Origin of the sequence: Aquimarina latercula DSM 2041 (assembly GCF_000430645.1) — a bacterium.
GTDB lineage: Bacteria > Bacteroidota > Bacteroidia > Flavobacteriales > Flavobacteriaceae > Aquimarina > Aquimarina latercula.
This window is the reverse complement of the sequence record NZ_AUMK01000005.1, coordinates 242,267-255,980: the sequence shown is the minus strand read 5'-3', so window position 1 is coordinate 255,980 and position 13,714 is coordinate 242,267. Positions and strand designations below refer to the sequence as shown.

The 13,714-nt window shown below is 29.3% G+C and carries 12 protein-coding genes; all 12 read right to left on the bottom strand.

Translation table 11 applies throughout. The features are described from left to right. Nucleotides 1-287: 287 nt before the first annotated feature. The gene (locus H526_RS0108365; protein ID WP_027392588.1) at nt 288-1,535 is read right to left on the bottom strand and encodes a hypothetical protein; all 1,248 of its coding nucleotides are present in this window, start codon (nt 1,533-1,535) and stop codon (nt 288-290) included. A 151-nt stretch (nt 1,536-1,686) separates the two neighbouring features. Continuing rightward, nucleotides 1,687-3,195, bottom strand: coding sequence for a serine hydrolase domain-containing protein (locus H526_RS0108360; RefSeq protein WP_162144483.1), 1,509 nt, complete (start codon nt 3,193-3,195; stop codon nt 1,687-1,689). A gap of 107 nt (nt 3,196-3,302) precedes the next feature. Next, nucleotides 3,303-3,827, bottom strand: coding sequence for a helix-turn-helix domain-containing protein (locus H526_RS0108355; protein WP_027392586.1), 525 nt, complete (start codon nt 3,825-3,827; stop codon nt 3,303-3,305). Between the two features lie 653 nt (nt 3,828-4,480). Next, complete coding sequence (locus H526_RS0108350) at nt 4,481-5,695, bottom strand: alpha/beta hydrolase-fold protein (RefSeq protein ID WP_027392585.1); 1,215 nt, start codon at nt 5,693-5,695, stop codon at nt 4,481-4,483. A 123-nt stretch (nt 5,696-5,818) separates the two neighbouring features. Next, a complete protein-coding gene (locus H526_RS0108345; RefSeq protein ID WP_027392584.1) occupies nt 5,819-6,556 on the bottom strand; it encodes a LytTR family DNA-binding domain-containing protein in 738 nt (245 codons plus the stop codon). A 434-nt stretch (nt 6,557-6,990) separates the two neighbouring features. Continuing rightward, nucleotides 6,991-9,183 carry a hypothetical protein gene (locus H526_RS0108340; protein WP_027392583.1) on the bottom strand — a complete coding sequence of 731 codons (2,193 nt, stop codon included), beginning with the start codon at nt 9,181-9,183 and terminating at the stop codon, nt 6,991-6,993. A 235-nt stretch (nt 9,184-9,418) separates the two neighbouring features. Next, on the bottom strand, nt 9,419-10,051 hold the full coding sequence (locus H526_RS0108335) for a hypothetical protein (protein WP_027392582.1): 633 nt from the start codon (nt 10,049-10,051) through the stop codon (nt 9,419-9,421). Between the two features lie 211 nt (nt 10,052-10,262). Next, nucleotides 10,263-11,225 (bottom strand): DUF4365 domain-containing protein, encoded by a 963-nt coding sequence (locus H526_RS28665; protein WP_051336059.1) that lies wholly within the window; start codon nt 11,223-11,225, stop codon nt 10,263-10,265. Nucleotides 11,226-11,458: 233 nt separating this feature from the next. Continuing rightward, nucleotides 11,459-11,893, bottom strand: coding sequence for a cupin domain-containing protein (locus H526_RS0108325; protein ID WP_027392581.1), 435 nt, complete (start codon nt 11,891-11,893; stop codon nt 11,459-11,461). 11 nt (nt 11,894-11,904) lie between these two features. Beyond that, nucleotides 11,905-12,438: a cytochrome b/b6 domain-containing protein gene (locus H526_RS0108320; protein WP_027392580.1), complete on the bottom strand. Its 534-nt coding sequence runs from the start codon at nt 12,436-12,438 to the stop codon at nt 11,905-11,907. 5 nt (nt 12,439-12,443) lie between these two features. Next, nucleotides 12,444-13,061, bottom strand: coding sequence for an O-methyltransferase (locus tag H526_RS0108315; protein ID WP_035084924.1), 618 nt, complete (start codon nt 13,059-13,061; stop codon nt 12,444-12,446). A gap of 111 nt (nt 13,062-13,172) precedes the next feature. Next, nucleotides 13,173-13,709: a hypothetical protein gene (locus H526_RS0108310; RefSeq protein ID WP_155839640.1), complete on the bottom strand. Its 537-nt coding sequence runs from the start codon at nt 13,707-13,709 to the stop codon at nt 13,173-13,175. Nucleotides 13,710-13,714: the final 5 nt, after the last annotated feature.

The window sequence follows — 13,714 nt, the reverse complement described above, 5'->3', positions numbered from 1 at the left end:
TATTTTCAAAAATTACATTTTTTTTAATATTTAAATACTTTATAAAGCTGAATTGTTGGATAATGGTGTTGAGTCGTCGTAATGAGATATAGGGCCGAATATATGCGATCATGCCTACTTATATTCTAGTAATCTGGGTTAAGAATAAGTACTGTTTATATTCGTTATTACGAATATATCACTTTATCTTAATCATGCAAATGCAGTAGTATATATTGCTGATATTTTGGTTATCAATATTAAACCATCAATCCCAGTATTACATATATATAAAGTACTAGACAATATTAATTTTCTTCTTCTTCAATATCAGGAATATCGTTTCGATGATCACTTTCCATTTCCTTCCTTAGCTTTTTTAATCTTTTTTCATAATTTGGATCACAAAAAAATATAGCATTTGTTTTATTGATTGTTTCATTTGAAGCGGAGTTGTGATAATCAATTTTTCTTAATGTTGTTTTTACGGGTTCATTATCAAGGCAATTACATTTTATAATCCAATTAGCATTTTTATCATATTTATACTTAAATTTTTCATTTATATTAGAAACAGTTTCTGAATCGAAAGAAGTTTCCTTGTAACTTAAGATATTATTATGCTTATCATATGAATATGTTTTGAAATTTTTATATACAATGCTATCTCCTTTTTTATTAATCATTGTACGAGAAAGCAAATTACCTTTTAAATCATATTCATTAATTTTTTTTCTGATAGTATTGTCTGTGGGGTTAGTAATAATAGTACTTAATTTTTTGAAATTAGTATAAATTACCTCTATAACTAAATGGATTTTATCATTTTTATATTCTTCTGTATATTCTTTGGTTATAATACCTTTGTTATTAAAAAAAGATGTAGTTTCTTTTTTTAATTCCTGATTGTTATATACCTTATATTTCTCTTTTAAAATTTTATTTTTCTCGTCATAAGAATATTCCCTCTTAGAAAATATTTTTTCATTACTGTCATAACAATCTATTGATTTCAAATTACTGCCATCATATGAAAAGTTACAGTTAGAAATCTTTTTGTTGTTGTATGATTTGTATTGGTAGTATACTTTTGAAATCCTACCTTTCGAATCATAAAAATTTTTCATGGGTAATGATGTAGATTTATAGCTCTTTAGAATTCCCGTATGGGTCATCATTTCTTTTCCGAAATGTGCGCTAATTTTATTTAATCTTCTATTTAAAGACGATTGTTGGTTATATTTAATGTCTATTAACGAGTCATTTTTGTCATAAATGTATTGGCACTTAACAACGTCTCCATATTTATTTTTCTCATATTCGTCAATAAGCATATTCTTTTTATTAAAAGACAAAACCCTGTGATCTTCTAGTTTAGATTGCTCTGCTAGTTTACCATTTGCTTCGAGTATAGCTATAAATATTAAAGAGTATGACTTTTCTTCTACCTTTTTAACATCTCCTAATAAATCAAAATCACTTGTATAATCGATTAAATTTTGTCCAAATATTGAGCTATAACAAATAACAAAAAGTATAAATAGTATAGGTTTCATAAAATTATTTAACAGCGGTTTTGTATATAAAAAGTAGCAGATTTGTTCGCTAATTTTCCGTTGGCAAACAAAGATAGAAGAAAAGAACTAATCCATAATTTTGGCTTTTAATAGTTGTTTTTATATATGTTATTATGTGCCGTACTTTTTCTTATTGTTCTAAATTTCTTCTAACAATTTCTTCTCCAATAGCTCCGAAATATTCAGATATAATTTTTTGCCATAAAACCATTCCGTTCTCTGAATTTGAAAATAGTACTAAACCATCTTTAGAGTTTTTAAGGATTATTGCAATAGTTTTTATGCCATAATCTCCACCTGTATGCATAAATGCAGTTTCATTATTAGGTAAGTTAGTTAACATTTGCATTCCTAAACTCCAATCAATTCCTACTTTTTCGTTTGCTTGGACTTTTAGAAAATCATTATAAGTTTTTTCAGACAAACCTGCTCCGTTCAATACATGCCCTAAAAATTTAGCGTAATCTTCTACTGTAGTTAATAAATTTGCCGAAGCATTTGCAACAGTATGTTTTTCATAATTTATTGGTTTTCCGTTTTCATCGTGCTCAACCGCATATTGTTTATCATCAATCTTATCTGTCCAATAAAAATAGGTGCTATTCATTCTTAATGGATTAAATAATTTTTCTTGGGCAATTTCTTCAAAAGGGCGGTTAAACTTCTTTTCAATCGCTTTACGTAAGTACTCAAAACCTTCTCCAGAATATTGCCATTTTGATCCAGGTATAAATTGAAATGATAATTTTTTGTTATCCGTCAAATATCGCCAATTAGGAAAACCAGATTGATGCGATAAAATATGTCTTGTAGTTAGTTTGTTTACATATTTACTATACTTTACATCTTCATCTATAAAATATTTTGAAACAGGTTTGTCCAAATTCCAAACCCCTTCATCAATTAATTTTAAAGTCACAAAAGCAGTAATGGGTTTGGTTAAAGATGCAACTTTATATATACTGTTCTTTGAAATGGATTCACCTGGTTTTTTATCCCCAAATGTTCTTATTTGTTGAATTTTTCCCTTCTTTATTAGTCCTATTGCGATGGATGGAATATTATGTTTTTTTAATAATTTCTCTATTTCTTTATCATTATCAAATAGTGTATAAGCATAATCAGCATCGAATTTAGCTCCATAATTTTTTTTGGGTGGTTTATGCTCATAACTTAAAATTCGTTTCACTTTCCATTGTCCATTTTCTAAAATCCAAGTGTGAATAAATCTACCTCGCTCGGTAGCATATAGTTTTTTATTAGGCTCTTTAATAAAAAAAACATGATCACCTGTTTGTACTGCGCCATATATTTCTCCATTATTTTTTAAAGGAAATACTTTTAATGTTTCTTTTACCAATTTTCTAATGGGTTTAAAATTAGGATTCGAGCAAATACTGCTGGTAAATGATTTATAAAAATCTTCTAAATTTGAACTACCATTTTGATCGTGAAAAAATTCTAAATCTTTATGAAGTACTTTTTTTAGAGCTAAGTAATTACATTTATTAAACCCTTCTTTAAAAATTAAGCTATCTGCTTCTTTTAACTCAATAAACAAGTTTGAATTATTTGATACTTGAGCAAAACTGTTTTTTGCTGTTAGAGTTAATACGATTACAAAAATTAGTCTGTACATTTTCATTTTAAATTTTGATTGATATTTGAAGTTTCAAATCTCCAAATACCAATCAAAAAAACAGCAAAAAGTTATCTGACAATGAGGTGACAATTATCTGACACTATTTATATGATGTTGAAATTCAGTTTAATGTATAGCTTCTTGTTTTTGTCAAGCTCTACTGCATTTCTTAAAATTATAAAGATGTTAAACAGAATGGTACAACTTAAGAATAAAATGATTTTACCATTTTCGGTAAAAAGTACGATTAAAAAAAAGAGAACTATAGAAAGAATAAACCAAAGAATTTGCAAAGAAATTATTTGCTTGGTCAGAGGATTGAATTGTTTTTTTATACCTATGATAAGTAGGGGTAAAACAATACTTCCTAGAGGGATCATAATAAGGGGTAGGGACGAAAGATTAATGTATTTTATAAGTTGATAATTGATACTCTCAGATTTAATTTGATTTTCTTTTAAATCATTTTCGTCAATTTCTAAAGCCTTGGCCAAGACTTTTAGGGTGTGTCCTTTGGGTTCAATACCTTTTTCTATTCGCTGAATCGTTCTTGTAGAAATACCCGCTTTTTCAGCTAGTTCTTCTTGAGTGAGGTTTAAATTTTCTCGATATTTTAAAAGTTTGTTCAATCTATAAAATGTTTTTTCAAATGGCACACAAAGTTGTGTACTGTTTTATTTAGATCAAAATTAATAATAAATAAAGGTATTGTTGTTCAGGTTTTATAACAATTTATAATCCCGACTTTTTCGGAGGTATTCAAACTTATGGAATATACATATCCTGTATGATCCGTTGGTAAAGGAAACTGATATTTCATTTCCCTTAGATTAACACATCACAACTCCGCTTCAAATTTGAATTTATAAAAAATTATCACGACCATGATCTGGTATTTAATAGCGTGCTAACGTTTGGATAGCGTAACTCTCCACGATACCATCGTAAAATACTTGGGCAATTCCTTTTTGCAAAGTATTTGTCTGTTTTGTTAATCAGAAGAAAACTACATACTCTCAGCATATCCCTCCTAAAAAGTTGTCCGATCAAAAGTGAATAATTGCCTGTAACTGTTTGTATACGATTAGTTGTATTGTTTAAACAACTAAGTTAGCAAATAGAAACAGAACATAATATTTGGAAGGATTTTCAGAATTAGATCTAGATAAGTAATTAATTTTATGCTGTGGTGTTATTTTGTTGATTTTTTAAATTTAAATTATTCAACAATATCTTAACATTTTAGTTATCTATAAAGCTGTACTGTCCTAGGTTACAATTTTTATTTAGTTAGTTTTTTTAGCTTTTTTTGAGCATCTTTATTACCATCAATTTCAATAGCTTTTTGATATTGTTCTATGGCTTTTTGGTTTTCTTTTGTTTTTGAATAGAAATCACCCATTGCTACATAACTTCTAGATTCTTCTGGATAAAAATGTAGGTTAATATCCAGATAGGCTTTGGCTTTTTTGGGTAAGTCGTGTACGTCTAGCATAAAGAACCCTAAATCATTTACAAATTCCCATTTTGGTTTCATATCACGTTTAAACCGAATGCTAAGTTTATTAAAGTGAGTATAAAAAGGTTGTGTTAGCTCTTCTTTACTATATCTTTTTGGAGTATTAAAACGCCATCTTTCTTTAAATTTATACCATTTATATACAGATCGTAAACCATTGTACATTCCCAGTGTTACAATACCTCCGTGATCTTCTTCTGGATAATATTTCCAAGATGTTTCAAGATGTTTTTGATTTTCTACCAGTATATCATGAAATTTAAGATTGGCTCTTAACCCTTCGGTGGGTTCATCATCCATTCTTCTTACTTTAACAGTATCTACTTTATAACTATTTGCTACAGCAAGATGTAAAGATTTGTTTTGATAATTGTCTTTTTTAAGTAATTTTTTAGATTGCTTTACTAGATTTTCTTTATCCCACCAAAGGCTTGGATCTATAGCCAGATAATTGTCAAAAACATCTGGGTGATTTACATAGGCATATACCGTAAAAAGTCCTGCTATAGAATGCCCTACAATGGTACTCAACTTATCTGTAGGATATTTGTTTTCGAGATATGGAGCAAGTTCGCATTGCATAAATTCTAGAAAATTAGAAGCACCGCCAGAAGTTTCGACAGAATTTCCTTGTCGTCCTATAAGAACATTTGTAGGAGTAAAATCTCTAGTGCTATCTGTATTAGTAATTCCCACAACAATAGACTTTGGAATATCAAAATCTTCTAATAGTTTTAACATGCCTGTAACGGGATAAAAATGCCTGGGAGAATTCAATACATATATTACAGGGTATTTTTTTCCTTCTTCTATTTCTTCTGGAAGATGTACCCAAATATCACGTTGTTCTTTAAGTACATGAGAATATAAAGAATCTGCTGTTCCAATAACTATTTCATTTTTTTCGTTTTTACAAAACTGGGCATTCATCTGAAAATGTATGCTTATAAGAACGAGTAATAATGATATGTTTTTCATTTATGAAGCTTTTTTGAAGAATCGTTAGTAATAAATATCACGGGATAAAAATACATTTAAAAAAGCTTCAAACCGTTAAATAATATGGGCTTGGGACGAAAGATGATTTTTCAGGTACGAAAATTATAAGGCTAGAATACTATCCTTATAATTTTTAGAAACACTAACCTCCATTTGGGTAAGGAAAATCGTGTTTTGGTTTTTCCAGGACTTAAAATGTGTTGGATTTATAAAGTGAGAACGATGCACTTGTACCAAAAAAGGGATCTCTTGATGCAACTTTTTTAATGAAGAACGAATAAGTTTTGAACTTAATTCTCCATTATCTAAATAGAAAATCTCTACATAGTTTTGGGAGCTAGATGCACTTACTAGATCTGAAGGGTATACTTTAAGAATATCTAGTTTATTATCACCTCGTATAGTGAGTAAGGCCTCTTTAGGAGGAATAAGTCTTACAACATATAGTCTAGAGAATATTAATAATGGGATTAATACAATAGATGTCTTAGCAAATAGAAAAGAAAAGAAAGAAAAGTTATAGACACTATTTATAATTGAACTTTTAGAATACTTATAGAAAACAATATTTAAAATCAAACATAAACATAGAATAGTTATAATCTCAAAAACTACATTCCATCTTACTATTTTTTTATAGATCCTGTTTTGTATAACAGCTACAATAGCGTAACACAAAAATGTAAGAAAGGAAAACCCAATTCCGAGACCTACCCAATTGGTGTTTGAAAAGAATTCAATCTCAAATGGTCTTATAAAGTAAACGAAACAGAACATCCAAATTCCTATAAATACACCTATTAATAAATGATGTTTTATAGAGGGATTAAGTTTATTCATTTGTTAATACTATTTGAGTTTGGGACTAATTTAAGCATTTAATAAATTATATAAACGTAGTGGTGATTTGGTTGATATTTGTAGAATGAGCAGAGTTTCTTTAGCTAGTTGTTTTGATGTTAATGCTGTACAGAGATTCTTTTCTAGTAAAATGGAAGAATGTGTCGCGTAGGCTTCTATTCGTGATTTTCATTCCGATAGTGCTCTGGAATTAGATACAACGGTTTTGTGTATGAACGTTCAGTATAAGAAACGTAGGGCAGATGATAAGCACTTTCGTTTCGGTTTATTACTTAGCTAAATATAAATATTTTGCTTTTATCTTTTTTGCTTTAAACGCCAAATTTTATATTTAGCGGACTTAGTTAATATACAAAGACCATTCGGTTTGCCACAAACGCCCTATGTTTTCTTATACATTGTTAGCCACAGTATTATTCCGCAAATTCCTTTTCAAAAAAAGAGTTCAAGTTTTTCTTTTTTCTCAAAGTAGTATCAGACTTTAATTGCTCAGTAAATTTCCGTAATGTAGATTTTTTTCTAAAATTAGGTAAATCTTTATGGTCGTTTATTGATTTTTGAACGTGGTCGGCTACATCACTCGGTAAATGGTAACTAAGATTTACTCCAAGTAAAGAAGGAAACAGTTCGTCATAAACTTCATCAATTTCTTCTTTTTTTGGTGCTAATGCAATATAATTATATAAGAAATCAGGTCTAATATAACAACTAACGTGAAATTCTTCATCTAGAAATTTTTTGACCATTCTGAATGTAGAAGTGTCTTTAGATAACCACCAAGTTTTGTAACCAAAAATGCTAGTATCATTTGTTTCGTTATTTTTTTCTCTTAATGCATATACTGATAATATGAGTTTAGCATCTACTTCGGCTTTTTTGGGGCTAGATTTTTCAATGGTTAATTCTTGTAATAACTTATCATAAACAGATTCTTTTATGTTGATATTAAGATTGTCTTCAGACAGATATTCTATACCGAACAATTCTTTTAAAAGTTCTATCAAATCCAATTTTGCTGATTTTAAATCTGGGTCGATAAAGTGATTTAAAAATTTATCGAAGTCAGAAACTTTACCTCTTTTTTTAGCATAAAAATAAGCTCGAAGAATTATGTGTTGAACTGCTGTCAAATTGTATTCATCTTCAAGATAAAAATCTTCAGATTCTTTTAGATTTCCGTAATAGATGTTTCTTAATATTTTAAAGTGTGATACTAGTTCATCTAAAATTGCATCGCTAACTACCAGTTTAACACCAGCTTTTTGGGCACCTTTAAGAAGGTTCCAATGCCTACGGTTAATTGGTTCTAGAAACATTTCAGAAAAAGCAGGAATTAAAATTGAATTACCAATAAACAATGTTAATTTATTTGCTAATGATTGAAAATAGATAGCAACCTTAGGATCCCATTGAAGAAGGAACATTAGCATATAAGTATTTGACAATGATTTTAAAAACTTCTTTTGTTCAATAGTGCCATTATATACAATTTCTCTAATTACATATATCAGACACTCTTTTACTTTAGCGCGATTATCAACAATGATTGAACTTTCGTCTACTACTTTGTCTACAACTTGGATTAGATGTTGTTCAATTGAGCCTCCATTTTCTTTACTCAACATAAAATTTGAAAATTCTAAACCTTGTTCGTAAAATATAGTTTTAACTGTCTCTTTCACAAGATTTGCGACATTTCTTACTATAACTTTTTCATCCTTTAAATAGCTTTTTAATTTTTCACAAGTTTGTTCGGTAAAAGTTAATTCTAAATCAACATCTTGCAAATTACGTTCGGTTATTTCCTTTCTAGTTGAAAAAGGCAAGCAATACCCTTCTAATTGACTATGATATTGTATTTTTTTATCTTTTGTTTTACTGATTAATGAAAGTCTCTTTCTCACAATATCGTCAACTGAAACATCATCTTTTTTTAGAAACCCTTTTACGTAATTTATTATTGAATCTTCGGAAATAACAATTTTCTTTTCTGGGTCTGTTGGTTCTAAGTGAAAAATAATTAAAGTGTCTATAAGATTGTCATTTAAATCTTTAGTATTAGTATTTTCTTCAATTTGTTGTCTAAGAAACACATACAATCTAGATTCCTCGTCTAAGTTTGCAACCGCATATGATTTACCTGGTTTGCTATATTCTTGAAAGTTAGTTTTTAGGAAAGTATCATAAACTCTTTTAGTTGATTCTGAATTATTAACATTTACTTCGAACCAAGTACTATCCCAAATTCTTAAATTAACATCCTTTTCTGAAAATATTTCATCAATAATCACATCTTTATTATTAATTTTTCTATTGGTAACATATGTTAATCGTTGAATCTCTTTTTCGTTAGCGATAAGTTTGTCAATCGTTTGTGTAATTTTAGATTTTGGGTCGGATTTCTCCGTGGACATTTGAAAAATTTCTCTGTCATTTGACGACCTCGAATGAATATGCTCAAACCCGTCCAATCCTTTGTCTCCTGTTCCGCCTATCGGAATAAATTCATAACCCAATCTTGCACTTAAAAATTGATGCCCAAATTCTTCAAATACCCAACCATTGTCTAATTGTTCTAGTGCGATTTTGAAGGCTTCTTTATTCATATTTTATTTTTTGCAGTACATTTTGTAGATATTGTGGCTAACGTTTTATATATGTGTCGTAGAAGGGCAAAATGTTACCTTGCTTTTGGGTTTTTCTGCGCATTGGTTGCTAACTTTTACTTTCTGCAAGCATTGCGCCTTACCAAAATACAAGAACCATTCGATTCATCACTTGGCTGCTATGATCACATATATAGTGTTAACTACATTTTAATTTTCAGCATAATTTGTTCAATTAATCTGGACATTGTAAGTTGTGAAAATTTTCCAGAAGAACTAAATATTGGTCATTTTTTGATTCAACATAAACTTTTAAAATAGAGATTAATTTTGTGCAATTATTAAAGTATCTTTTTATTGATTCAAAAACCTTTTTCTTCTTTTTTATTGATAGAGATCCTGAATCAAGAATATTATTCTTTTTGTCATATATGAAGAATTTTCCAACTCTAGTAGGAGTATAGCTATTTGAACCTGGTCCAAGTGAATAATTTTCAAATCGAACTAAAGTGAAGTTATTATTTACAGCTACTATTTCACAAATTTTGAGACCTTTTCCATTCTTTTTTGTAGGGAATGGCATGAATAAGCGATCTCCTAAAACTATTTTAGATACTTCTTTATGTGAAACTTTAGAAATCTTTTCTCTATTGTGAGTTTTTAGAACATTTTTTTCTAGCCAGTTAGGGTCGTGTTTGTTTTTTCGATAAGTGGAATAAATAACCGATGATTTTGATATTTTAATATCTTGATATTCAACAATGTTAATTTTCTCTCCGTTTATTAATTGAATGTAATTTTCTTGAGCAATTGATTTAAGCGAAAGAAAAATAAGAATTAACAATATTAATAGTCTTATATCTTTCATATTTTATTTTTTTAATAATTGTAGTTAACGTTTAGGCTATGGTTAGTACGGGAATTAAAAGTAGTGAACTTTCGATTAAGCACTTAGCCAAAACTTTTTATTTTGTTTTATCTTTTTCTTTATAAATCCAAATCAAAAAGATTTGGCGGACTTGGTTAAAAGCTCTAAACTTTGGGTTAAGCACCAAAACCCGTATTAATTATAGCCATTGTTAGGCTTTCGTTTTTAGTTTTTCTCTAATTTTTTTACCTAATTCTAATCTTGCATAATCATCGCTAGAAAAGAATTTCATTTCTATAAATCGTTCTCTAACCAAAGTTGTTTCTGGTAAATCTTCTTTGTCTTTTTTTTCTATCTCTTTAATATAATCGAGCAATAGGAAACCTCTATTATTTAAAGGTGCAATAAACATTGGTTGTAATTGACGTTCGCGCCAATCAATTAAGTAATCTGAATAATTAATAGTCGCAAGGTTTTGACCTATTATAAACTTTGCATAATCATGTAAAAACTCATGTTCAGTCGAACCTATTGAAGCTCCAAATTCAGTTTTGTTATTATAATCAGCAATTGTCATTACTAAGTCCATGCTAAAATAAATGTGTCTACATATATTTGTTAAACCTTGAGTGAATAAGTCTAAGAAACTCACACTGAATGTTGGGTTAGGACAAATAGTATTTAACATTTTGTCAAAAACTTCAGGAATCGAATAATAAGGCATACTAAATTCTCCACTAGTCTCAAATATGTTTAAAGCTGTTTTTTCGTTGAGATAATTTATTTTATTCAGTTTAATATATGGTAATTGATTAGGACTGTTTAATTGATATCTTACATCAGTAAAATAGATTTTTTCATCTATCGGATAATAAACAAACAGAATGACTGGTAAAGGGAAAATCGACCAATAATTTTTATGTTTTTCATGAGGATAAAAGGCATAATGGTCTCCTTTGTCATGTAAATAAGAGTTTCCTGATTTTACTTGAGCTGCAACAATTTTACCTAAAGAATTTCCTTTATCAGTGATGTATTCAATCTGTCCATCAATGCCAATATCTCCGTTTGAAGTTTCTCTGAATACATAACCGTATTTATTTAACTCCAATGCAAGCTTTAAAACACCTTCTCTTTCTTTATAATAATTCTCACTTACAATAGGTGTGTTCATTTTTCTATAATTTCAGATTTCAGCTTTTTTTGCTAATGAAGCCTAACATGCGTGTATAGGTATTGCATATAGTACCGTTTGTAATTACTTGTAAGCGTTTACAAACGTATTATATCTCGTTAACTTTACAGGCATTTTTGTTTTATGGATCTAAAAATAGTGTAAAATTCCCCACAAAACAAAACCACATATGAATTCATATGTGGTCTAAGTACATTGTTATGTAGTATTCCTTATTCTTCGTAGATATCAAATTCTGCAGCTATAGCTTTCATAAGTTCAGCATCTTCAAAATCACTATCAGACATCTTAGATAGCTTTTCTAAGTATAAATCAAATTGACCATTTTTAAATATACTAAGCATTTTTCCGCCTTCTGCACAACCTGCAGCATGCCATACGTTTGGTGGCACAGTAACCGTGTCTCCTGGTTTTGCGATAATCGTTTCATCATCAAAAATTAGTTCTACTTCTCCTTCTAATATATAAAATACTTCGGTCATGATTTTATGATGATGTCTAGCTAGATAGAATCCAGGTTTTAAGGTGTCCTCTACAAAACATAACTCTCCTTGTGTGCTATCAGAAGAAAGTTTGATAAAGCAATGATCCTGAGAATAATTGTAGTTGTCACCTTGTCCGTTTCTTATAATCTCTTTTTCTTTCATTTTTATATATATTAATTAAACCAAATTCTCTTTAACGTGTTTTCTTTTTTCTGTATCAAGTGCAATACAAATCCAGAAATATGAAATAATAATAAAAGGAATATCATTTTGGCCATTATGTGATGCGATAACATAATGGGATGAAAACCATCTACACTTATTTCTGGTAAATCTTGCCAATTACTAGATTGTAATGAGTGAATAATTCCTTCTAAAAAAAGAGATGCCAATCCAGATAAGCACATCCAGATGATACTAATATAGAAGCCATAGTAAACGCATTTTCTAACCCTTTCTCTTACAGATTTTTTAGGGTATAAATTCTTGGGTTTCCTATCTGTACATAAAGCAATGATCCTAATGATCGTTAGTATAAATACTAAAACCCCTAATGAGAAGTGTATTTGGTACAGTATAAATTTACGCTCACTGACAGCTTGATGCTCCATATTAATTCCTGTATAGATTAATCCAAAAATTAGTACTGTAGAAACCCAATGAATCCAAATAGTACGTTTGCTATATGTTATAGATGGCTGTTGCATTGTAATTATAGCACGCTAATTAAGAATACCTTGCCATTATATAGAGGTTGTAATCTGTATTTTGGTTGTTGACTAATAACGTCTAAAAACTGCTGCGTTTCTTTCATATTGGCGTTGTCTACATAAATGGTAGTGTTGGTATGAAAATTGGGTTCTAGCATTTTAAACAATGGGAGATACACATCTTTCCAACCATCTAAAAACAATAGATCTATAGGTGTTTTATGATTTTCTAAAGTTTTCATAGCATCCCCAATTCTTAGATCAATAAGATTGTCTACTTCTGCTTTTTTGAATGTTTCTTTTGCTTTATTAGCTTTAGAGGTAATTAACTCAGTTGTGATAATGTGCCCATTAGTTTCTATCACGCCTAAGGCTAAGTATAAGGTTGATATCCCGAATGAGGTTCCAAATTCGACAATGTTTTTATACTTATTTTCTATAATTAATTTTGTAAGATCTTCTCCTTGTTCTTTAGATATCGAAAGATATACATCTTTAAAATCTTCTGGCTTTAATGGACGGACTACACTTTTAGAAACAGCCTTAATCATTTTAAAAAAATCACCTTTAGAATCACGAAACAATTCGTCTATAATCTTGTTGGTTTTTTCTTTACTCATAGTATTTTTCTTATATATAAAATTTGATTAAAAGAATAAGACTGCTTTTTTTAGAGAGAACTGTATGTACCCATTGATAGTACATACAGTTAGTTAAGTGTATGTTCGAAATTAATTTAGTGTTATAGTAAAACTAGCTCCTGGATTAAAATTAAATCCTGCTCCAATTTCTACTACTAGAACACTATTAGAATCGATTCTAAGAGTAACAGAATCGTTATCAGAAGTAAACCCAGATACATTTTGCGGTTCATCGAATGTAAAATAATATCGATCAAAAGTTCCTGTTTCTAATGTTCTAAATAAATCTCCATAGGTTGCATCTCCAGTTTGTGCAACCAATTCAAAAGAAATGGTGTTTTGATCAATGTCTATATCATATAAACCAAGCAAGTAAGCAGGAAATTCAACAGCATTTTCAATAGTTGCTGTTGCTTCTAATGATCCTGCTGGTTGCATGAATAAATCTTCTATGGCAGTTTCAACCCCGCTTGTAATGGTAGTTGATTGAAATGTATTAGCTACGGTTACACTGACTCCGGGTGTTATTGGAGGAGTGGTGTTATCATCATCACTATCGCAAGAGGTAAATGAACTTAATGCTAAGGATAGTATTAGGTAGCAACTAATTGATTTTAGAGTTTTCATAGTAA